The 19549-nt window shown below is 61.6% G+C and carries 24 protein-coding genes; 18 read left to right on the top strand and 6 right to left on the bottom strand.

Features of this window, described 5'->3' with window-relative positions:
- The first annotated feature begins 46 nt into the window (after positions 1-46).
- Positions 47-718: a ribulose-phosphate 3-epimerase gene (gene rpe / locus WNZ15_RS06830; RefSeq protein ID WP_342892211.1), complete on the top strand. Its 672-nt coding sequence runs from the start codon at positions 47-49 to the stop codon at positions 716-718.
- Positions 719-799: 81 nt separating this feature from the next.
- Here the strand turns inward: rpe and WNZ15_RS06825 are convergent, their stop codons facing one another.
- On the bottom strand, positions 800-1537 hold the full coding sequence (locus WNZ15_RS06825) for a GntR family transcriptional regulator (protein ID WP_342892210.1): 738 nt from the start codon (positions 1535-1537) through the stop codon (positions 800-802).
- A 130-nt stretch (positions 1538-1667) separates the two neighbouring features.
- On the opposite strand from WNZ15_RS06825, the gene dctP reads away from it, so the two are divergent.
- The 5 genes from dctP (at position 1668) to WNZ15_RS06800 (ending at position 7366) form a co-directional block, all read left to right on the top strand.
- The gene (gene dctP / locus WNZ15_RS06820; RefSeq protein ID WP_342892209.1) at positions 1668-2672 is read left to right on the top strand and encodes a TRAP transporter substrate-binding protein DctP; all 1005 of its coding nucleotides are present in this window, start codon (positions 1668-1670) and stop codon (positions 2670-2672) included.
- Positions 2673-2743: 71 nt separating this feature from the next.
- Entirely contained in the window at positions 2744-3307 is a 564-nt protein-coding gene (locus WNZ15_RS06815; protein WP_342892208.1) for a TRAP transporter small permease subunit, read from the top strand.
- Positions 3304-4599: a TRAP transporter large permease gene (locus WNZ15_RS06810; protein ID WP_342892207.1), complete on the top strand. Its 1296-nt coding sequence runs from the start codon at positions 3304-3306 to the stop codon at positions 4597-4599. The genes WNZ15_RS06815 and WNZ15_RS06810 overlap by 4 nt, the downstream gene beginning before the upstream one ends.
- A gap of 26 nt (positions 4600-4625) precedes the next feature.
- Positions 4626-5567 (top strand): dihydrodipicolinate synthase family protein, encoded by a 942-nt coding sequence (locus WNZ15_RS06805; RefSeq protein WP_342892206.1) that lies wholly within the window; start codon positions 4626-4628, stop codon positions 5565-5567.
- 209 nt (positions 5568-5776) lie between these two features.
- Positions 5777-7366: an APC family permease gene (locus WNZ15_RS06800; RefSeq protein ID WP_342892205.1), complete on the top strand. Its 1590-nt coding sequence runs from the start codon at positions 5777-5779 to the stop codon at positions 7364-7366.
- 158 nt (positions 7367-7524) lie between these two features.
- Here WNZ15_RS06800 and WNZ15_RS06795 read toward each other — a convergent pair whose 3' ends face one another.
- Positions 7525-7776, bottom strand: a complete 252-nt coding sequence (locus WNZ15_RS06795; RefSeq protein WP_342892204.1) for a hypothetical protein — start codon at positions 7774-7776, stop codon at positions 7525-7527.
- On the opposite strand from WNZ15_RS06795, the gene WNZ15_RS06790 reads away from it, so the two are divergent.
- Positions 7775-7945, top strand: a complete 171-nt coding sequence (locus WNZ15_RS06790) for a hypothetical protein (protein WP_342892203.1) — start codon at positions 7775-7777, stop codon at positions 7943-7945. The genes WNZ15_RS06795 and WNZ15_RS06790 overlap by 2 nt on opposite strands.
- A 21-nt stretch (positions 7946-7966) precedes the next feature.
- Here the strand turns inward: WNZ15_RS06790 and WNZ15_RS06785 are convergent, their stop codons facing one another.
- Positions 7967-8449: an NUDIX domain-containing protein gene (locus WNZ15_RS06785; protein WP_342892202.1), complete on the bottom strand. Its 483-nt coding sequence runs from the start codon at positions 8447-8449 to the stop codon at positions 7967-7969.
- Positions 8450-8607: 158 nt separating this feature from the next.
- Here WNZ15_RS06785 and purB point away from each other — a divergent pair, with 158 nt between their 5' ends.
- The 4 genes from purB to WNZ15_RS06765 all read left to right on the top strand — a co-directional run bounded on the left by purB (position 8608) and on the right by WNZ15_RS06765 (position 12196).
- Positions 8608-9936: an adenylosuccinate lyase gene (gene purB / locus WNZ15_RS06780; RefSeq protein WP_342892201.1), complete on the top strand. Its 1329-nt coding sequence runs from the start codon at positions 8608-8610 to the stop codon at positions 9934-9936.
- A gap of 141 nt (positions 9937-10077) precedes the next feature.
- Positions 10078-10827 carry a metallophosphoesterase family protein gene (locus tag WNZ15_RS06775; protein WP_342892200.1) on the top strand — a complete coding sequence of 250 codons (750 nt, stop codon included), beginning with the start codon at positions 10078-10080 and terminating at the stop codon, positions 10825-10827.
- Positions 10828-10908: 81 nt separating this feature from the next.
- Positions 10909-11406 carry a BA14K family protein gene (locus WNZ15_RS06770; protein ID WP_342892199.1) on the top strand — a complete coding sequence of 166 codons (498 nt, stop codon included), beginning with the start codon at positions 10909-10911 and terminating at the stop codon, positions 11404-11406.
- Between the two features lie 235 nt (positions 11407-11641).
- Positions 11642-12196 carry an alpha/beta hydrolase gene (locus WNZ15_RS06765; protein ID WP_342892198.1) on the top strand — a complete coding sequence of 185 codons (555 nt, stop codon included), beginning with the start codon at positions 11642-11644 and terminating at the stop codon, positions 12194-12196.
- A gap of 25 nt (positions 12197-12221) precedes the next feature.
- On the opposite strand, the gene WNZ15_RS06760 is transcribed toward WNZ15_RS06765, so the two are convergent.
- Together WNZ15_RS06760 and WNZ15_RS06755 are read right to left on the bottom strand one after the other, a co-directional pair.
- Entirely contained in the window at positions 12222-13013 is a 792-nt protein-coding gene (locus WNZ15_RS06760) for an aldolase/citrate lyase family protein (RefSeq protein WP_342892197.1), read from the bottom strand.
- 179 nt (positions 13014-13192) lie between these two features.
- Positions 13193-13516, bottom strand: coding sequence for a DUF1476 domain-containing protein (locus WNZ15_RS06755; RefSeq protein ID WP_342892196.1), 324 nt, complete (start codon positions 13514-13516; stop codon positions 13193-13195).
- A 322-nt stretch (positions 13517-13838) separates the two neighbouring features.
- Between WNZ15_RS06755 and purC the strand changes: the two genes are divergently transcribed.
- From purC to purQ, 7 genes are all read left to right on the top strand, one after another.
- On the top strand, positions 13839-14603 hold the full coding sequence (purC, locus tag WNZ15_RS06750; RefSeq protein ID WP_342892195.1) for a phosphoribosylaminoimidazolesuccinocarboxamide synthase: 765 nt from the start codon (positions 13839-13841) through the stop codon (positions 14601-14603).
- A 384-nt stretch (positions 14604-14987) separates the two neighbouring features.
- Entirely contained in the window at positions 14988-15347 is a 360-nt protein-coding gene (locus tag WNZ15_RS06745; protein WP_342892194.1) for a hypothetical protein, read from the top strand.
- Entirely contained in the window at positions 15344-15670 is a 327-nt protein-coding gene (locus WNZ15_RS06740) for a helix-turn-helix transcriptional regulator (RefSeq protein WP_342892193.1), read from the top strand. Before WNZ15_RS06745 ends, WNZ15_RS06740 begins: the two co-directional genes overlap by 4 nt.
- Complete coding sequence (locus tag WNZ15_RS06735; protein ID WP_342892192.1) at positions 15670-15963, top strand: hypothetical protein; 294 nt, start codon at positions 15670-15672, stop codon at positions 15961-15963. The genes WNZ15_RS06740 and WNZ15_RS06735 overlap by 1 nt, the downstream gene beginning before the upstream one ends.
- A gap of 353 nt (positions 15964-16316) precedes the next feature.
- On the top strand, positions 16317-16556 hold the full coding sequence (purS, locus tag WNZ15_RS06730; protein ID WP_342892191.1) for a phosphoribosylformylglycinamidine synthase subunit PurS: 240 nt from the start codon (positions 16317-16319) through the stop codon (positions 16554-16556).
- 16 nt (positions 16557-16572) lie between these two features.
- Positions 16573-16680: a phosphoribosylformylglycinamidine synthase-associated small membrane protein gene (locus tag WNZ15_RS06725; protein WP_342892190.1), complete on the top strand. Its 108-nt coding sequence runs from the start codon at positions 16573-16575 to the stop codon at positions 16678-16680.
- 15 nt (positions 16681-16695) lie between these two features.
- A complete protein-coding gene (gene purQ, locus WNZ15_RS06720; RefSeq protein ID WP_342892189.1) occupies positions 16696-17361 on the top strand; it encodes a phosphoribosylformylglycinamidine synthase subunit PurQ in 666 nt (221 codons plus the stop codon).
- 19 nt (positions 17362-17380) lie between these two features.
- Here the strand turns inward: purQ and WNZ15_RS06715 are convergent, their stop codons facing one another.
- Positions 17381-19444, bottom strand: a complete 2064-nt coding sequence (locus tag WNZ15_RS06715; protein WP_342892188.1) for a hypothetical protein — start codon at positions 19442-19444, stop codon at positions 17381-17383.
- Between the last annotated feature and the right edge of the window lie 105 nt (positions 19445-19549).

The raw sequence follows: 19549 nt of genomic DNA, 5'->3' as shown, positions 1-19549 counted from the left end.
AAGCCGGTTGTCCAGACGACCGTGCCGGCCAATCCGGGAGACTGCCATGCCGCGCGAGATCAAGATCGCCCCGTCCATCCTTGCCTCCGATTTTTCCAAGCTCGGCCAGGAGGTCCGCGATGTGGTCGAGGCCGGCGCCGACTGGATCCATCTGGATGTCATGGACGGCCATTTCGTGCCCAACATCACCTTCGGTCCGGACGTGATCGCGAAACTCCGCCCGCACACGGACAAGGTGTTCGACACCCACCTGATGATCGCGCCCTGCGATCCCTATCTCGAAGCCTTCGCCAAGGCCGGCTCCGACATCATCACTGTCCATGCCGAAGCCGGCCCGCATCTGGACCGCTCGCTGCAGGCGATCCGGAACCTGGGCAAGAAAGCCGGTGTCTCGCTCAATCCGTCAACGCCGGAAAGTGTTCTGGAATATGTGCTCGACCGGCTGGACCTCATTCTGGTCATGACGGTCAACCCGGGTTTCGGCGGCCAGAAATTCATCCACTCGCAGGTGGAGAAAACCCGGCGCATCAAGGCCATGATCGGCGACCGTCCGATCGACCTGCAGATCGACGGCGGCGTCACCCCGGACACCGCGCCGCTGGTCGCCGCCGCGGGCGCCAACGTGCTGGTCGCCGGATCGGCCGTCTTCAAGGGTGGCACGGTCGAAAGCTACGCAGGCAACATTTCCGCGATCCGCAAGGTCGCGGAAGACGCCTGAGCGCACCCGGCGCCTGTCGCGCCGTCCTGGGTGCATGAACCTGAAGCACCAGGCCCCCGGGCGTGCCACTTCATGAGCCCTCTACTCGAAGGGGGCAGCCTCGCCGCCCAGCGCGATCTGGAGCGAGTTGCCGAGATGCAGCGAGAGGGCGCGCTCCGTGGCCGCCCGGTCGCGGGCGGCCAGGGCAGACAGAACCTTGAAATGCTCTCCCATGATCCGCCCGGCATTCGTTCCGGTCACCTTCAGGCGTGATTGCGCCACCATCCGTATCTTGATGGCGTTGACGCGGTAGATATTGTCGATGAGGCTATTGCCCATGGCCGCCACGAACGCGGCGTGCATGTTCCAGTCCGCCCGCTGGATGCGATCGAGCAGATCGGCCGAAACGTCCCGCCCGGCAGTCAACAGTTCCGCTTCCAGGGCCTTCTGGCCATCGATGAAACCGCGGATCGTCGCATCATCGAGATTGCGGATCATGTCCGGAACGGCGGTGTGCTCGATCATGGCGCGCACCTGGTAGGCTTCGCGAACGAATTTCACATCGAGGCCCGGCACCATGAGCCCCTTCTTGGGGACCGTCAGGAGCAGGCCTTCGGCCTCGAACCTCGGCACGGCCTCACGCACGGACCCCAGCGTTGCCCCGGTCAGGGCCACGAGCTCGCGCTGCGAGATCAACTGGCCAGGCGCCAGGCGCCCGGAATTCAGAAGATCCTCGATCCTGTCATAAGCCCGCCGACGGAGCGCGCCGTCGCCTGCGACCCGTTCGTCGTGCTCCCCCCGGCTGCGGTCCGGAGCGGGGTAGATCGGTGGCTCACTCATGGCGTTCCCATAAAAATCATTGCTAACATGTTACTGACATGTTAGTTCGATGTCCAGGTTGACGGTACAAACTGTCAGGGTTTGTGCACAACCACTCAAAAAAAGCAAAACTACCTGGGAGGAAATCGAAATGTCACTGACCCGCCGCAGCTTCTCCGCTTGCGCTCTCGCGCTGAGCCTGATGGTGTCCACCGCCCCTACCGCGCTTGCGCAGGACAAGGTCACCCTTCGCCTGTCGACACCCGCCTCCGAAACCGATCAGCGCAGTGTATCGCTGGCAGAAGTCTTCGGCCCCGCCGTGACCGATTTTGCCGTCTACGAGCCGCACTACAATGCCTCGCTCATCGCGCAGGGCGCAGAGCTGGAGTCGATCGCGACGGGCGACCTGGAAATGTCGATCGCATCGGCCCAGGAACTGGCCACGTTTTTCCCGGAGTTCTCGATCTTCACCGCCGGTTACGTTCACCAGAGCGCCGAGCACCAGGTCGCCGTCTTCAACGACGCGGTAATGGACCCCTTCAAGCAGAAGGTTGAAGACGAACTCGGCGTCAAGCTGCTGGCCGTCATGTATCTCGGCAAGCGCCATGTGAACCTGCGTTTTCCGCGCTCCGAGAAGGACGTCAAGACGCCGGAAGATCTCGCGGGTGTGAACCTGCGCATGCCGGGCAGCGATGCGTGGCAGTTCCTCGGCCGCGCACTCGGTGCCAACCCGACCCCGATGGCCTTTACCGAAGTCTACACCGCGCTGCAGACCGGATCCGTCGACGGTCAGGACAATCCGCTTCCGACTGTCGTCGATGCGAAGTTCTATGAAGTCACCAAGCAGATCGCCCTCACCCAGCATCTCGTCGACCTGAACTACATCGCCTTTTCCAAGGCGGTCTGGGACGAGCTCAGCGCCGACCAGCAGGCAATCCTGCAGAAGGCGGCGACCGATGCGGCGGAAGCAGCCCGCCAGGCGCAGCTCAAGAAAGAAGAAGACCTTGTCTCCTTCCTGAAGGAACAGGGCCTCGACATCTATGAGCCGGATCTGGCCGCCTTCCGCACCACGGTGCAGCAGGAATACCTGAACTCCGAGCTTGCCGCCGCCTGGCCCGAGGGCGCGCTGGACCGCATCAACGAACTCGGCAACTGAGCCCCTCGCACCGCGGCAATGGGCTGACCCTTGCCGCGGTGCGAACCGGCCCGTTCGGGACATGACCGGATATGCGCGATTTCCTACGTCTGCTGCGCCAATTTGGCGAAGCGGTGACCGCCCTCTTCATGCTGCTGATCTTCGCGACCTTCATCATCCAGATCGCGGTCCGCTACGGTGCGCGTATCGATGGGCTTGTCACGGTGCTGCCTTTCCTCAACCCGGATCTCTACGGCTGGACGCTTGAATTCTGCCTTGCGCTCTGGGTCTGGCTCATTTTCTGGGGCAATGCCTTTGTCGTGCGCAGACGGGACCACGTGACATTCGACATCCTGTCCGCAAGCGTGCCGCGCCCGGTCGGGCGTCTGTTCCTCGGCCTCACCGGACTGGCGGTCGGCATCGGCTTTCTCGCCTCCATCGAGCCCACCTGGGGCCGCTTCGCGATCCTGCGACTCAAGAAGAGCGCGACCTTGAGCAGCCTCCTGGGTGACTGGATCCGCATGCGCGACATCTATTCGATCTACCTCGTGTTTCTGGCCGTCGTCGGCCTGCGCGCCCTCTGGTCGACCGCCGAGGCAATCCTCGGCCGGGAACTCCCCGCCAGGGCGGACAAGACCGGAGGAGACGACGCATGACGACCGAGTTTCTTCTGTGCCTGACGGTCCTGTTTCTTCTGGCCGCCATGGGCGCACCGATCGCCCATGCCATCCTCGTCGGCTCCTTCGTCTATCTCATCGCCGACGGCAAGAGCATCGGCGTCGCCGGCAAGGTGCTGATGGACGGGCTCTACCAGAGCTTCATCCTGCTGGCCGTGCCGTTGTTCATCGTCGCGGCAAACATCATGAATGCCGGAACGATATCCGACCGTCTGCTTCAGTTCTGCGTGGCCCTTGTCGGACGGTTCCGCGGCGGGCTCGGACATGTCAACATCCTGGCCTCGCTGGTCTTTTCCGGAATGTCCGGGTCGGCGGTCGCCGATGCGGCAGGTGTCGGCAAGGTCATCATCGCCATGATGACGAAGTCGGGCCATTACACCCGCGGGTATGCGGCCGCCATCACGGCGGCTTCGGCCACGATCGGCCCGATCATTCCCCCTTCGATCCCGATGGTGCTCTACGCCCTCGTCTCCAACACCTCCATCGGCTACCTGTTCCTGGGCGGAATCCTGCCCGGCCTGCTGATGGCCGCCGTGCTGATGACAATGAACTTCTGGATTTCGCACAAACGCGGTTTTGCGGTGGAAGATCCCGTACCCCTGAGCGACTTTCCGAAGATCACCTATCAGGCGTTTCCCGCCCTGCTCATGCCCGCCATCCTGCTCTACGGCATCTATGGCGGCGTGACCACGCCGACGGAAGCGGCCGCCGTCGCCGCGCTCTACGCACTGATCCTGGCCGCCGTCTTCTACAGGTCCCTGAGCCTGCATGGTTTCTACGAGATTCTCGTCACCAGTGCACGCTCCTCCGCGGCCGTCGGCCTCGTCATCGGCGGCGCCCTGATCCTCAATTACATCGTCGCCTCGGAGAACCTGCCGAACCGGGTCGCCAGTGCCCTTGGCGGGCTTGACGTCGACCCGCTGCTGTTCCTGCTGTGTGTGAACCTGCTGATCCTGTTGCTCGGCTGCCTGCTGGATGCCTCGACGATCATCCTCGTGATCATTCCCCTGTTCATCCCGTCCTGCCGGGAACTGGGCATCGATCTTGTCCATTTCGGCGTGGTCGCCATCGTCAACTGCATGATCGGCCTGATCACTCCGCCCTACGGCATCCTGCTGTTCGTGATCAACGCGGTCACACGCATTCCCCTTGTCGAGATCATCGGGGAAATCTGGTGGTTCCTGGCAGTGCTCGTCTTCGCGCTTCTTCTTCTGATCCTGTTCCCCGGCATCACCCTGTGGCTGCCCGAACTGATGGGCTACGCCGGCTGATCCGGCCTTCAACCTTGGACTTGACCATGCAACACGTTTTCTCAGGCGTTTTTCCGGTGGTGCTGACACCGTTTCATCACGACGACCGCATCGACTGGGACGGCTATGCCAGGCTTCTGGACTGGTATGTCGAGATGGGCGCCAATGGCCTCTTCGCGGTCTGCCAGTCGTCCGAAATGCAGCACCTGAGCCTTCAGGAGCGCCGGGATCTTGCCCGCTTCACAGTCGAGCATGTCGGCGGACGTCTGCCGGTCGTCGCCTCCGGCCATATCTCCGACACTTCGGACGAGCAGAAGGCCGAACTCAAGGCGATGGCGGAGACCGGCGTCGATGCGGTCGTCTTCGTCACCAATCGGTTTGCAGGTGCTCAGGATCCCGAGGGAACGCTTCTGGAACGCATGAAAGACATGATCAGCGTGCTTCCGCCGGACCTTCCGCTGGGCCTTTACGAATGTCCGGCCCCCTACCGGCGGCTCTTGAGCGATGACGAATTGAAGTGGTGCGCGGAGACCGGCCGTTTCAGGTTCCTGAAGGACGTTTCCTGCGATCTGGAAACCGTGCGGCGCCGCATGTCGCTGACTGCCGGCAGCCCGCTCGTCATCAACAACGCGAACGCCGCAATCGCGCTGGATGCAATAGAGGCCGGCTGTCAGGGGTTTTCCGGGGTGATGAACAATTTTCACCCGGACCTCTATCGCTGGCTGCTGGATCACGGCCCCGGCGAACCGGACCTGGCCCGTGAACTGGACACGTTCCTTGTCCTGTCCGCGCTCAGCGAAGCCTTCGGCTATCCAAAGCTCGCCAAGCGGTTCCACAAGCGGCTCGGCACGTTTGCCAGCGATCACTCGCGGGCCGTGCCCTACGATGTCGCCGAAAAGCACTGGGCAATCGATGCGATCCTGGACAGGATCGCATCGGGTGCCGCCAGCATGCGCGACAAGATCCGGGCGTCAGCCGCCGAAGACTGACGGACAGCGTCAACCGAATGTGCGCCTGCCACAATGCGCGGGCGGTCTGCCGGGCCCGGAGCGGCCGGAATTCCGAACCTTGCGAAGCGCCAACCTGCCCCGCAACGACACGTCCGGACCCGCAACCGGTCCGGTGTGTCTTTCCGTCGGGCCACAGCCTCGGCTAAGCTCGTGCCTGGACAGGGATCGGGGGATTCGCTTTGGCGCATATGCAACGCAATATCGGGCTGCTGGGCCTCACCTTCATAGCCATCAGCGGCATTCTGGGGTCGGGCTGGCTGTTTGCCCCCTTGCTCGCGGCCCAGGCCGCCGGGCCGTCCGCCCTGATTGCCTGGGTGATCGGCGGCTTTGCCATGCTGCTGCTAGCGGCCACCTTTGCCGAAATCGCCTCAATTCTGCCGGTTGCCGGCGGCATCGGCCGGGTGCCGCATTTCTCCCATGGCTCGGTGGTCTCGATGGCCATGGGCTGGACCGCCTGGGTCGGCTACAACACCACGGCCACAATCGAGGTGGAAGCGGTCCTGCGCTACTCCAAAAGCCTTGCGCCCTGGCTGTACAGTGAAACAGACCATCTGACCGTGCCCGGGATTGGCGTTGCCTGCGTGCTCCTGGCGGTTTTCACGGTGTTCAATGCCTTCGGTGTAAAATTCTTCGCGCGGATCAACACGGCGCTCACCTGGATAAAGATCCTGGTGCCGGCGCTGCTGGCCGGTGTCATCCTGACGTCGGAATTCCGCATCACCAATTTCAGCGACTATGGCGGCTTCGCCCCCGAAGGCCTCAAGGGCATTCTGTCGGCCATATCCACCGGCGGTGTGATCTTCGCCCTGATCGGTTTTCGCCACGTCATCGACATGGCCGGAGAAGCCAAAAACCCCAAGATCAACGTGCCTCTGGCGCTGGTCCTCAGTCTTGTCATCTGCCTGGTGATATACGGCGCCCTGCAAATTGCCTTCCTCGGCGCGCTGGATCACGACCAGCTTCAGGGCGGCTGGCCGCAGTTGCATTTCTCCGGGGACCTCGGCCCCATGGCGGCCCTTGCGACCGCCGTCGGCGCGCTCTGGATCGTCAGCATTCTCGATACCAGCGCCCGCATTTCCAGCTTCGCCTCCGGCCTTGTCTCCGTCGGCTCCAATGCCCGGCTCGGTCTCGCCATGGCCCAGAACGGGCTGTTTCCGAAATTCATAGAAACCCTGTCGGCCCGGGGCGTGCCATTATTCGCGCTGGTCGTGAATTTCGTTGTCGCGGCCCTGTTTTTCGTGCTGCTGCCCTTCAACGAAGTGATCGCCCTCAACACCTCCTCGATCGTCATGTCCTTCATTGTCGGACCGGTCGCGGTGCTGGCCTTCCGGCGGCTGTTGCCGGAGGCACCGCGGGCGTTTGTGCTGCCGGCAGCGCCTGTCACCGGCTGCTTCGCCTTCATTGTCGCCACCTTGATCATCTACTGGAGCGGCTGGGACACGATGCTGCATCTGGGCCTCTGCCTTGCGGTTGGCTTCGCACTGATGCTTTACCGCAACTGGCTGGGCGGGTTCGACAGTCTCGACTGGCGCGAGGCTGCCTGGCTCGCACCGTTTCTCGTCGGGATCATGCTGTTCTCCTGGCTCGGGTCTTTCGGCGGCGGGTCCGGTCTCATTCCGGTCGGACCGGACATCGCGGTCGTCGCGTTGCTGGCGACAGGTGTCTATGTGTTTGCCGTCCGCCTCTGCCTGAACAAGGACAAGTTCGACCGCTACATGGCCGAGGAAAAAATGGACGAGCAGATGGAATATGGCCCGGCCGGATCCGATCCGTCTTGAAACATCGGCGCCCGACCCCAGGCACCTTGTGCGGTGGCCGCCGCACCGATGAAGCATACCACCGCCCCGGACGTCTTGCTGTGCGTCTGGTCAGGGCGGTAGGGAAAAATCGTCATTCCGGGGCCAATTGAAAAGAACCGGGCCCCGACGGGACAAAATCACGGCAACTGGGTCAGACTTTCCAGGGTCAGGACGCCCTCCAGCTCAAGGAATTTCGCCAGAATGCCCTTATCGTAAAGATCGTCGCCCTCTTCCCAGTCCGGGTCGTACTGGCAGCCGACGTAGACATGGTTCGGATTGTCCCTGTCGATATCCGGATCGAAGCTGAGAGACCAGACCGGCCTGGTGTCACAGGTCCCGAGACTGGAAATGGCGGCGCTGAGGCCGGCGGCACCGGAAGGAGAGCTCATGAATCTCTCGAAATCCACATCCGCGGCAAGAACCGGCGCCGCAGTCAGAAAAGCCGTCAACATCGCCGCACAGGAAATTGATTTAACAATCATATCATACTCCGATCAGGACCCGCCGGAACGCAGCGGGCGCGGTCATATCTGCATGGTAAAATTCAACAAAGAATGAAGCCGGTTCGGCGCGCCACGATCAACTGTAAGTGCGCCCCGGACGGCCGCCGGATTCCTGCCTTGCTAGCCGATCCTTCAGTCCGGACGGATAAAGCTCCAGCCCCCTGGTCTTAAGTTCATCCAGCAAGACCCATTTCGCCGTGCCGAGGCTGACACCGGCGTCCTCGATGGCGATGCTGTCCATCTTGTAGAACTTGTTGTCGTTGAAATGAGCGTGACACAGGAAGACGACCTCGTGACCGGTCGTTCCGTGGTGCTCGTAGATATTCTCCATGACGAAATAATTGTCGAGCAGGGTGATCCGCGCGCCGAGCTCTTCCAGGAATTCCCGTTGCAGGGCATCGCGCCAGGGTTCGCCAAACTCCACCGTGCCGCCCAGGGGACGCATTCCGGTGACCCTGCCGCTGTCATCTTGAACATCCCACAAGAGCAGGGCGTCGTCCTGCCAGATCAGGGCCATGGCCTTGACCGCAATCGACGTGGCCGGCCGCCAGATCGTCATCCGCCTCTCCTTCAAAAATGCCCCCGGGACTGCCGAGATCGATAAAATTCACATTGTGCGGCTGTCCTGCAAGCAAAATCCGCCATGCCGCATTGAAGCGACTGGCCCCCTCTGCTATTCCGCAGCCAGAATTCCTGAAAAACGAGGTCCTGCCAGCGATGATCCCGCGCTATTCCCGTCCCGACATGGTTGCCATCTGGTCGCCGGAATCGAAATTCCGCATCTGGTTCGAGATCGAGGCCCATGCCTGTGACGCCCTGGCCGAGCTCGGCGTGATCCCGAAGGAAGCCGCCAAAACGATCTGGGCCAAGGGCGGCAGCGCCACCTTCGACATCGAGCGCATCGACGCGATCGAACGCGAGACCAAGCACGACGTCATCGCCTTCCTGACCCATCTGGCCGAAATCGTCGGCGATGACGCCCGCTTCATCCACCAGGGCATGACCTCCTCGGATGTGCTGGACACCTGCTTCAGTGTTCAACTGGTCAAGGCGACCGACCTGCTGCTGGCCGACATGGACGCGCTGCTGGCCGCGCTCAAGCGCCGCGCGATGGAACACAAGGACACGGTCTGTATCGGCCGTTCCCACGGCATCCACGCCGAACCGGTCACCTTCGGCCTGAAGATGGCCGAGGCCTACGCCGAATTCGACCGCTGCAGGACACGCCTCGTGGCCGCCCGCGCGGAAATCGCCACCTGCGCCATTTCCGGCGCCGTCGGCACCTTCGCCAACATCGACCCGGCTGTCGAGGAGCATGTCGCCAAGGCCATGGGCCTTCAGGCCGAACCGGTCTCCACCCAGGTGATCCCCCGCGACCGCCACGCCATGTATTTCGCCACGCTCGGCGTGATCGCCTCGTCGATCGAGCGCGTGGCCACGGAGATCCGTCACCTGCAGCGCACCGAGGTCCTGGAAGCGGAGGAATTCTTCTCCAAGGGCCAGAAGGGCTCCTCGGCCATGCCTCACAAGCGCAACCCGGTGCTGACCGAAAACCTGACCGGCCTGGCCCGCCTTGTGCGCGGGTTCTCGATCCCGGCCATGGAAAATGTCGCGCTCTGGCACGAGCGCGACATTTCGCACTCGTCCGTCGAGCGCATGATCGGCCCGGACGCGACCGTCACCCTCGACTTCGCCCTGGTCCGGCTCACAGGGGTCATCGACAAGCTGATGGTCTATCCGGACCGGATGACCGGCAACATGGACCGCCTCGGCGGCCTGGTGCACTCCCAGCGCATCCTGCTGGCCCTGACCCAGGCAGGGTCCTCGCGCGAGGACGCTTACCGCCTGGTCCAGCGCAACGCCATGAAGGTCTGGGACAGCTACCAGGTCGCCGGCTCCGCCTCCGTCGATTTCCTGAGCGAACTGCTCGGCGATGCCGACGTGCGCAACTATCTTTCCGAAGACGAAATCCGCGACCGCTTCGACCTTGGCTATCACACCAAGAATGTCGATGTGATCTTCAAGCGGGTGTTCGGGGAAGACTGATACGCACCCGCCGGTGATCGCGCAACGCGCTCACCCTTGCCGGATCGGCCAGGCCCGGCCAGGTCGGACAAGGGCGAGAGCAAGGGCGATGAGCAGGGTCACCGGTTCATTGATGCCAATTGATATCAGCGGCGGGGTCTCATGAAAATCGCGGTCATTTCAGACATTCACGGCAACGTCTTGGCCCTGGAGGCCGTTCTTGCGGATATCCGGGCCGAGGCGCCCGACATCATCGTCAATCTGGGCGATTGCGTTTCCGGCCCGCTGTGGCCGGAGGAAACCGCCGCAATCCTCAGGGAGACAAACTGGCCGACCGTGCGCGGCAATCACGACAGGATCGTGCTCGACGACCCGGTTGAGAAGATGGGACCGACCGATGCCTTCGCCGCCGAACGCCTTTCGGCGGAAAGCCGGACGTGGCTGGCGACCACGCGACCGACCATCCGCCTGAACGCCGACATCTTCCTGTGTCACGGCACACCAGACAATGACGACCGCTACCTGACCGAGAAGGTCGAGGGCCCCAAGGGTCATCTGCCCGACGAGGACACCCTCCTGAGCGAACTGAAGGGCGAGACCGCATCCGTCGTCTGCTGCGGCCACACCCATATTCCCCGCCTGATCCGTCTTCAGGAAACCGGGCAGATCCTTCTCAATCCGGGCAGTGTCGGACTGCCGTCCTATGAAGACACCCACCCGCACCACCATATCATGGAGGCCGGCAGCCCCCATGCCCGCTACGCGTTGATGACCAGCAATGGCGGTGCCTGGAACTTTCAGGAAAAGATCCTGTCCTACGACTGGGACGCCGCGGCGCTCGAAGCGCAAAAGAACGGCCGCTCCGGCTGGGCGCGCGCCCTGAAACACGGGTTTTACGGGCCACTCTCCTGATCCGGACCACCGGTCTTTCGCCTGGGCTGCGGAACCGGCGCACGCTTACGGCGTTTTCAAGCCACAAGGATGGAGACACACATGAAATTCAAAGCACTTGTTCTCAGCGGCATCATGTCCAGCGCCTTTCTGCTCGGCGGTCCGCTTCCGGCCAACGCCGTTCCCCTGGCCCCGTTGAACCCGGCGGTCTCGCAGCACACAGACGCCGCCCCGCTCGTGCGCGCTGATCACCGTCCCGGACACCGCAGCAACGGGCACCAGGGCAATCGCGGGCCGAACTACCACAACGGCCACCGCGGGTATCGCAAGCCGCGCAAGGGCTACCGGCAGCACAATGGCTGGTGGTTCCCGCCTGCAGCCTTTTCCCTGCGCTTCGCGCCGACACATCGCAACACCGGGCCGCGATACGTTCCAGGTCACGGGCCCGATCCCAGGCATGGTCGTCGTCAAGCCCGCGGCCTGACGCCGGCCCATTATCAGTGGTGCAACCAGCGTTACAGGTCCTACCGCTCCGCCGACAATACCTTCCAGCCGTACAACGGTCCGCGGCGCGCCTGCGTCTCCCCGTACACGCGCTGACAGGACCAGACTGCCCTTGACCGCGTCTCCGCCTTCCGGGCGGTAGCCGGTTCGCCATTTTTGGCGCGCCTGACCTGTCCGGAGCGATGAGCGGTGTTTCAAACGATTTTGACCGAAGTCTGAAAGCCGGCAAACCCGCCGGCTTTCCCGCTGCCTGGAAGGAGCGGTTTGACAAGGTCCCCGGTCATCTGTCAGAGAGCGGCACAAAGTCCGAACGCAGCGAACGGGTGTCCCCATGAAGATCTCAGAGACCGATATTCTGCTCATCCCCGGATACGGCAGGACGCTCCCGGGTCACTGGCTGCTGCGCTGGCGGGACAAGATGGCGAGCGCCCGTGTCGTAAGCCAGGCCGAGCTGCACCGTCCCGGCCGGCAGGCATGGCTGGACACGCTGGTGAAGGAAGTCGACGCCGCCGGCAAACCGGTTGTCCTGGTCGCCCATTCGCTCGGCTGCATTCTTGTTGCCCATGGCGCGCATGTACTCAAGGACAAGATCCGGGGCGCGTATCTGGTTGCTCCGTCCGACTGGGACCGCGACGGCCTGGTGCCGGAATTCGACGGCGGCGATTTCAAGCCGATCCCCAGAGATCCGCTGCCCTTTCCGGCCCATCTGGTCGCCAGCCGCAACGATCCCTATTGCGATTTCGAACGTGCCCAGGACTTCGCCAAGGCCTGGGGCACGACCTTTCAGGACGCGGGCGAGGCCGGTCACATCAACCTGGAAAGCGGCCACGGCCCCTGGCCCGAAGGCATGATGTCCTTTGCCCATTTCATGAAACGGCTGGGCTGATTCTCAGGGCTTTTTCGCACCGCTCTCAGCGCGGTGAACCGGAGGTCGCCTCGTCCACTTCGCGCTGTGCCTCGTCGATGGCATCGCCGACAAACGACCGGTCGATGCCGTGTGTGATCAGGCTGAAGCCCTGGCCGATGGCCTCCCGCACCTTGCCCGCGTTCATGCAGAAGACGCCGGCAATCTTGCCTGCCTTCACCGCCTTGTCCGCGATTGCGGCGCAGACTTTCGCTGTCGCCTCACCGTTGGGATCGAGCCCGGCCCCGTTCGACAGGGACAGCGACAGGTCGCTCGGCCCGACGAACACGCCATCGAGTTCTGGAACCGACAGGATGTCGTCCAGCGCGTCAATGGCGTCCTGGGTCTCGATCATGGCGAGTGAGAGCGTTTGCGCGTTCGCGATCTGCCGGTAGGCTTCCTGGGTCTGGCCGTTGAGCATCGCCGCGCGGAACGGCGACCAGCTCCGGTCGCCGACCGGGGGATATTTGACTGCCCTGGCGAACCGGGTCGCTTCCTCTTTCGTATTGATCATCGGGGCAATCAGGCACTCGGCGCCCATGTCGGCCAGCCGGCCGGCCAGCGCGTTGTCGCCAACCGGAACTCGGGCAATCCGGTGGGCACCGCCCAGGGCCGTCGCCGCGAGCGCTTCGCAGGCCGAGGCAAAGTCGTACATGCCGTGCTGAAGGTCGATTGTCACCGCTTCATAGCCACCCCTGGCCATCATTTCAGCGATCATAGGTACACACAGCACGGACCAGCCTGTGATCACCGGCTTTCCCGACCGCAGCTTGTCCGCAAGATTGTTTTTTTCCGTCACGGGCGTCCTCCTCTTCTGGGAGAGCATCAAATCCGCCCTGACTGCTCGCCGCAAGGGCGTTTTGCAGGAAGATGTCAGGTTGGCCCTGTCTGCCGGAATTTAATGTCGGCAGGCCAGACGAAAAACGCCCACCGGGACAGGCGGGCGTTTCTGAAATTTTCAAGCGCCTTGAAGCGACGTCAGCCTTGGTTCTGCAACTGGTCGACCGCAGTCGCCATCAGCTCGTCCATGGTCCGGCGAATCTGGTGGTCGGACTGGTCGACCTTGCCATTGTCGAAGTCAGCGCGGATCTTGCGGAACACGTCTTCGTCGCCCGGCTCCTCGAAATCGGCGCGAACGACTTCCTTGGCGTATTCCTGCGCCTTGTCACCCTCGTAACCCAGGAGCTCCGCAGCCCACAAACCCAGCAGTTTGTTGCGCCGGGCGTTCGCCTTGAACCGCAGCTCCTCGTCATGCGCAAACTTGTTTTCAAATCCCTGTTCGCGCTTGTCGAATGTGCTCATACCTGTCGTCTCCTGAATTGCGCTGATGCAATTACCCACATATGGGGTTGATCTGGTCTCTTGCATATCCCTGCAAGGCCCGCAAATCAACGCAGTACCTTCACTCATGCGCCGAAAGCATAACCGCTCTGCGCATTCCTTCCCCCGCAAGCACCAAACTTAGATTGTACTTTTGTCCCGCTTCGGGTAAGTTCCGCGCCGCAAATCAGGGCATTCTGCCATCTCGTGCCTGCCGGTCGACGGCGTACGTCCCGGTGGAAAAACAGACAAGGTACACAATGGCCCTGCACGAGTTTCTCTAAATAGCAAAACGGTATAGCCAATGAACCGCCGCCGGCGCATTTATGAAGGTAAGGGCAAGATCCTTTACGAAGGACCGGAACCGGGAACCCTGGTTCAGCACTTCAAGGACGACGCGACTGCCTTCAACAACAAGAAACACGAGATTATCGACGGCAAGGGCGTGCTCAACAACCGCATCTCCGAGTTGATATTCAACAATCTGAACGCAATCGGCATTCCGACCCACTTCATCCGCCGCCTCAACATGCGCGAGCAGTTGATCCGGGAAGTGGAGATCATTCCGCTGGAAGTGGTCGTGCGCAATGTCGCCGCCGGCTCCATCGCCAAGCGGCTCGGTCTGGAGGAAGGCACCCAGCTGCCCCGCTCCATCATCGAGTTCTATTACAAGAACGATGAACTCGACGACCCGATGGTTGCCGAGGAGCACATCACCGCCTTCGGCTGGGCAACCCCGCAGGAACTGGACGACATGATGGCGCTGGCCATCCGGGTCAACGATTTCCTGTCCGGCCTGTTCCTGGGTGTCGGCATCCGGCTTGTCGATTTCAAGATCGAATGCGGCCGCCTGTTCGAAGGCGACCTGATGCGCATTGTCGTGGCCGACGAGATCTCTCCGGACAGTTGCCGTCTGTGGGACATCGAGACCAACGACAAGATGGACAAGGACCGGTTCCGCCGCGATCTGGGCGGCATGCTGGAAGCCTATCAGGAAGTCGCCAAACGCCTCGGCATCATCCTGGGCACCGAGCGTCCGATCGGCTCCGGTCCGACCCTGGTGCAGTAAACTCCGCGGATCCGGAGCAACATGCGTTCCCGTGACCGCATGTTGCTCCGGCACGCTCTCCCATATGCCGCTCACTCAAACCCGAGTGACCATCGCCACGAGATCAGGAAATTTGCCGGACCCGGAACACCCGCTTTCTTGCGTTGGTTTCCGATGAACGATCGTGGCCGCGCAATCGCCTGAACTGTCTCAACAGCCTGAACAGATTGAAATTGACCGAATTCAATCTATGATATCGGCCTTGTTGCATGGATAGATTTTTTAAAAAATCCTTTTAAAGTAATGACTTGCCTTAGCCATCCCAGGATCTGCTGCACGCCGCCAGCGGATTTCAATTGAATTTCATAGCAAATTTGCTATATTTCAAGAGGATTTCGGAAACCGATGACAACTTTCAAGGTGGAGCCCGTGCCAGGTTGCGAAGACGAGATTGTGGAAGAATTTTCCAGGCTCTCGCTCCCCTGTGCCAATGGATTTGCAAGCATGTTGGATATTCTTGAGGAAAATGATCCGAGCCTCAACGATCGATGTGGCCAACTCGCTGACCAGTTCGAACTCTATGCGGTCCCCCTTCCCGATTGCCCCAGAAGGGTGCTGATACTCTCGATCGATCAGAAAGCATCCGGTTTCCCCCGCTGGATACATGGCACCCTGCCTGTTTCCGAAAAGGCTTGCGAACGGGGCAGCCGGCTCGCAATCCGGCAATTCGGCCTTGTCGATCCGACATGGGAGAAAAGACAATGAGCAACGACAACAAGTCCTTCCGCAAACGTATGCGTGACGCGCGTCCGGATGTCGTCGAGCGGCAGGAAAAGCACGCCCGCAAGCAATCCATTGCGAAAAAGCTCCGTGCGCTTCGCGATTCGCGTGCGATGACCCAGAGCGACGTCGCAAGGAAGTCGGGCATGACCCAGTCGGTCATCGCACGAATGGAGGCCCTTACCGGCCCCGTGCCCGGGCTTGAATCGATAGAGCGCTATGTCGTGGCCTGTGACGGCCATCTGGCACTGACAATCTCTCCGGACCAGATCGAACATGGTCAGGAACAAGAGCTCGTGCTCGCCTGATGTTTTCATTCGGCTGGTGGCTGAACCTGGCGACGTTTTCCGGGATCGCGCTCCTTGCGGTTCCCGTCTGGGACCTCAATTCCCGAAAACGCCGGCTTCACCAGGTCCAGCAGGCGGACAATGAAGCCGAGAACGACAGCCAGTTTCGCGCACGCACACGCAAAATTCTCGCCGAAAAACACAGGAAAAACGTGGAAGGTTGGCGCTGGCGGGATCAGGCGTGCCTGTTGATCGGATACATACTGCTTCTCGGCGCGGCAGCCGTGCGGATAGCATGTCCTGAAAGCCTGTAATGACCGGACATTTACAAATCCACCCAGGTCAATTCCCCGAAAAACCCGGGCCGGTTCCCTGTTTTTGATAAAAACCGAGAAAACGAAGACCTGTCTTTCCGTCTGGTGCCATCCGGACCTGCGCAACACTCCCCCGGCTCATTTCGGAAGATTATCCGTTTTTTTGAACGGCCTGCCTTTCCAGACCACGCCAAGCTGGTGTAATCAGCCTTCCAACAGGCTTGATCAGCGAACCTCCGGGCGCAACCGGCTGGAGATAAAAAAGTTGATCGGTTTCAAAGCGGGCGAGCTTCTTGTCTGCGTTCAACAGAACGCGGGATGCTCCGGCCCGGCGCTGACGGAGACAGGACCCCATGAAAGCACGTGTGATCGTCACCTTGAAAAACGGTGTGCTCGATCCTCAGGGAAAAGCCATTGAGGGGGCCCTCGGCGGCCTGGGTTTTGACGACATCGGGTCTGTCCGGCAGGGCAAGATCTTCGATGTCGAGCTGACAGGGTCGGACAAGGATGCCGCCAGGACCGAGCTGACACAGATGTGCGAAAAGCTGCTCGCCAACACCGTCATCGAGAACTACGCTATCGAAATCGACTGAAGTCCGGTCAACTGCCATGGATGAAGACACCCGCAAGGCAATCACATTGCTTGCCGTCAAGGCGGCCGTTTTCATTCTGGTTCCGGCCCTGGCGGCCTTCATTGCCGTCATCGTTCTGCTCTAGGTCATGGGTTCACAAATGAAAACCGCCGTCATCGTTTTTCCGGGTTCCAACCGCGACCGAGACATGTTCCATGCCCTGGAACTGATCACCGGCACCAGGCCGCAAAGCGTCTGGCACACGGAAAGCACGCTTCCGGACGTGGACCTTGTGGTGGTCCCCGGCGGGTTTTCCTACGGCGACTATCTGCGTTCCGGCGCCATCGCCGCACGCTCCCCGATCCTCAAGGACCTGGTGGCCAAGGCCAACAGCGGCGTTTCCGTCTTTGGCGTGTGCAACGGTTTCCAGATCCTGACCGAAGCCGGCCTGTTGCCCGGTGCCCTGATGCGCAACGCGGGCCTGACCTATGTCTGCAAGGAAGTCAGGATCGAAACGGTCAATACCGCGACCCGGTTCTCCTCAAGGTTCCTCAAGGGTCAGGTCTGGCGCTGTCCAGTGTCCCACCACGACGGCAACTATTTCGCCGACGAAGACACGCTCAAACGTGTCGAGGACAATGACCAGGTGGTGTTCCGCTATGCCGAAGGCACCAATCCGAACGGTTCGATCAACGACATTGCCGGTGTCACCAACAAGGATGGCAACGTGCTTGGAATGATGCCGCACCCGGAAAACCTGATCGAGCCGCTCCATGGCGGCGTGGACGGCAGAATGCTTTTTGAAAGCCTGCTCCGCGCAGCGTAGGGCTCCTGCGAACCCGGCCTCATTCAACAGGTTCGTCAACGGCCCCGGGATGCGCGCGCCCCGGGAACAACCAACTGGTCGCAACGCCACCAGCTCCGGTGCGCGTCCTGCTCGGCTCGCCCGCAATCGGAAGCGGATGCCGCTCTGCTGCGGAGCGACACCATTGCCGGGCGGTGCCTGGGTAGTCCCCGATGGTATCGCACGCCAGCCGTGCCACCTGGGGAGACGCCACGCTGGTTCCCGACATCCGGACCCAGCTTCCGCATCTTGAGCCGGCGCTGTAGATCCCGCGAAGGACGACACTGGTATCGCTTTTCGTGACGAGGTCGGGCCCGGTCCGGTCCGGAGTGCCTTTACGCCAGCCCGGCACGACAGGCCCTGCCGACGAATACGGCGACAATTCTGCGCTTCTCATCGTCCAGGCACCGACAACAACCGGAGACTGTCCGCAGCCGAATCCGCTGAGTGTCCCGGACCGGCGCACCGGACAATCGCTGTTCGGCGGATCGACGGGAAGTGGTGCTCCGAAACGGTCATATCGTATGTACGACGGATTGCTGAAGAAGGCCTGCCTTGCACCGGTTTGAAAGCCGGGCAAGGTCTCGTCGCGGCGTACCCAGACATGAAAAGGCTCGACAGGCACGTTTTCGGTGCGGTGGATTTTGATCTTCCAGACGCCGGCGCTGGCCAGGGCACAGTTCGCCTCAAGGCTGCCCGTGGGATTGAGCAACAGGGTGACCAGCCCGCGCGACGTCGGAAAGCCCACGAACTGATAGGCCAGCCGCGCGATTTCATGTCCCGTGCCGTCGACCAGGCTGACATGCTCCCCGGGCTGGGTCTGGATGCCGGCCTCTTGCCCCCCGAACGGCGGCGTCACGGAGATCCTGGCGAAGTCGAGCTGGTGATCCCAATCGCAATTCGGCAGCCAGATCTGGAGCTGCGACAAAGTCCGGTCGTCGGGCAGCACCGTCAGGTCGAGGCAGGTGTCTTTTTCCGGCTCCTCTCCTGTATCCACCGCGTGCAGGCGCTGCAGGTTGCTGTTGCCCGCGGGAAGTGTCAGCCACGCCTTCTGGCGATCGCGGCCATCGGTGGCCTCCCCCAGGTAATATTCGAATATCTGTGCGAACGGACCTGTCCCGTCGTGAGGCCCCGCCGTATTGCCATAGGAAAAGTTGATCACCACGGGCGCCAGCGCACCGCTCTCCGTGCGAAACCGTCTGGCCTGCTTCATCAGGTCATGAAACGCCAGATAGAGCAGCGGCAGACTGTCGGACCCCGTGGTGTCCTCGACCACGAACATCGGCAGCGCGGCACAAATAATCGGCCTGGTCTCGCACTGCTCCCACATGTGATGGCCTGCCGCCAGCGCGCCCACATGCGTTCCGTGAGACCTGCGCAAGGCCACATTCGAGATCACCTGTTTCCCCGGGACGACCTGACCGGATTTTCTGTAGAACAGGTCTTCATCCAGATAGCCGCCATAATTGCAGTCTTCCAGGAGACGCTCGGTCTCCGCGCGGGCCAGGATCCGCCCCATGGAACTGTGCGATCCCTGTTCCGTCGGCAATGTTCCCATGAGCCAGGCGTGTTCGATCCTGCTTTCGCTCGCGCCGGTCCGGAACAGGTCATGGGCAATCGCGATCGAATCGTCGATGACCGCCTGGATCACCGTGTCGTCCGAGACGGTAATCTCGCTTGCGGAGGGAGAAACGGCGGACCGGTCGAGATACCGTTCCGGGATCGCCGCCCCCAGATGCACAGAGGTGACGCCAAACGGATTGCCTATCCGGTTCAGCCTCGAAATCAGCGGAGTGCGGGCGAAGATCGCGACCGGTTGACGCTTTGGTTCCGCTGCCCTGTCGGCTGCGTCATAGGCAGCCGGGATCAGAAGATCCCTTGCAAATCTCTTGGTCTTCGCCTTGAATTGATCGATGCTGGTGTCCTCCAGCTCGATCAGGACGGACCACCAGGTTTTGCGTCGGCCTTCGCTATAGAATTGGTTCTGGCGTGTCAGCCGGTAGTCGGTGACATGGTCCAGCACCGGCCACTTGCTGATTTCGGGATTCAAGGTCCAGTCTGTCATGGACTCGCCTTTCGCATGGATCGACGGATGTTCATTGTGAACCGCGTCAACATCCCGAAGTTGATCGTTCGAAGATGCCTCGGGATCGGTGGACAATCGGGTTTC

The organism is Roseibium sp. AS2 (genome assembly GCF_038900065.1).
Classification (GTDB): Bacteria; Pseudomonadota; Alphaproteobacteria; order Rhizobiales; family Stappiaceae; genus Roseibium.
This window is presented reverse-complemented; position numbering and strand designations above follow the sequence as displayed.

What these genes read in the sequence shown, in the direction of transcription:
- rpe (WP_342892211.1), top strand. Translation starts at nt 47, where the DNA reads ATGCCGCGCGAGATCAAGATCGCCCCGTCCATCCTTGCCTCCGATTTT.
- WNZ15_RS06825 (WP_342892210.1), bottom strand. Translation starts at nt 1,537, where the DNA reads ATGAGTGAGCCACCGATCTACCCCGCTCCGGACCGCAGCCGGGGGGAG.
- dctP (WP_342892209.1), top strand. Translation starts at nt 1,668, where the DNA reads ATGTCACTGACCCGCCGCAGCTTCTCCGCTTGCGCTCTCGCGCTGAGC.
- WNZ15_RS06815 (WP_342892208.1), top strand. Translation starts at nt 2,744, where the DNA reads ATGCGCGATTTCCTACGTCTGCTGCGCCAATTTGGCGAAGCGGTGACC.
- WNZ15_RS06810 (WP_342892207.1), top strand. Translation starts at nt 3,304, where the DNA reads ATGACGACCGAGTTTCTTCTGTGCCTGACGGTCCTGTTTCTTCTGGCC.
- WNZ15_RS06805 (WP_342892206.1), top strand. Translation starts at nt 4,626, where the DNA reads ATGCAACACGTTTTCTCAGGCGTTTTTCCGGTGGTGCTGACACCGTTT.
- WNZ15_RS06800 (WP_342892205.1), top strand. Translation starts at nt 5,777, where the DNA reads ATGCAACGCAATATCGGGCTGCTGGGCCTCACCTTCATAGCCATCAGC.
- WNZ15_RS06790 (WP_342892203.1), top strand. Translation starts at nt 7,775, where the DNA reads ATGAATCTCTCGAAATCCACATCCGCGGCAAGAACCGGCGCCGCAGTC.
- WNZ15_RS06795 (WP_342892204.1), bottom strand. Translation starts at nt 7,776, where the DNA reads ATGAGCTCTCCTTCCGGTGCCGCCGGCCTCAGCGCCGCCATTTCCAGT.
- WNZ15_RS06785 (WP_342892202.1), bottom strand. Translation starts at nt 8,449, where the DNA reads ATGACGATCTGGCGGCCGGCCACGTCGATTGCGGTCAAGGCCATGGCC.
- purB (WP_342892201.1), top strand. Translation starts at nt 8,608, where the DNA reads ATGATCCCGCGCTATTCCCGTCCCGACATGGTTGCCATCTGGTCGCCG.
- WNZ15_RS06775 (WP_342892200.1), top strand. Translation starts at nt 10,078, where the DNA reads ATGAAAATCGCGGTCATTTCAGACATTCACGGCAACGTCTTGGCCCTG.
- WNZ15_RS06770 (WP_342892199.1), top strand. Translation starts at nt 10,909, where the DNA reads ATGAAATTCAAAGCACTTGTTCTCAGCGGCATCATGTCCAGCGCCTTT.
- WNZ15_RS06765 (WP_342892198.1), top strand. Translation starts at nt 11,642, where the DNA reads ATGAAGATCTCAGAGACCGATATTCTGCTCATCCCCGGATACGGCAGG.
- WNZ15_RS06755 (WP_342892196.1), bottom strand. Translation starts at nt 13,516, where the DNA reads ATGAGCACATTCGACAAGCGCGAACAGGGATTTGAAAACAAGTTTGCG.
- purC (WP_342892195.1), top strand. Translation starts at nt 13,839, where the DNA reads ATGAACCGCCGCCGGCGCATTTATGAAGGTAAGGGCAAGATCCTTTAC.
- WNZ15_RS06745 (WP_342892194.1), top strand. Translation starts at nt 14,988, where the DNA reads ATGACAACTTTCAAGGTGGAGCCCGTGCCAGGTTGCGAAGACGAGATT.
- WNZ15_RS06740 (WP_342892193.1), top strand. Translation starts at nt 15,344, where the DNA reads ATGAGCAACGACAACAAGTCCTTCCGCAAACGTATGCGTGACGCGCGT.
- WNZ15_RS06735 (WP_342892192.1), top strand. Translation starts at nt 15,670, where the DNA reads ATGTTTTCATTCGGCTGGTGGCTGAACCTGGCGACGTTTTCCGGGATC.
- purS (WP_342892191.1), top strand. Translation starts at nt 16,317, where the DNA reads ATGAAAGCACGTGTGATCGTCACCTTGAAAAACGGTGTGCTCGATCCT.
- WNZ15_RS06725 (WP_342892190.1), top strand. Translation starts at nt 16,573, where the DNA reads ATGGATGAAGACACCCGCAAGGCAATCACATTGCTTGCCGTCAAGGCG.
- purQ (WP_342892189.1), top strand. Translation starts at nt 16,696, where the DNA reads ATGAAAACCGCCGTCATCGTTTTTCCGGGTTCCAACCGCGACCGAGAC.
- WNZ15_RS06715 (WP_342892188.1), bottom strand. Translation starts at nt 19,444, where the DNA reads ATGACAGACTGGACCTTGAATCCCGAAATCAGCAAGTGGCCGGTGCTG.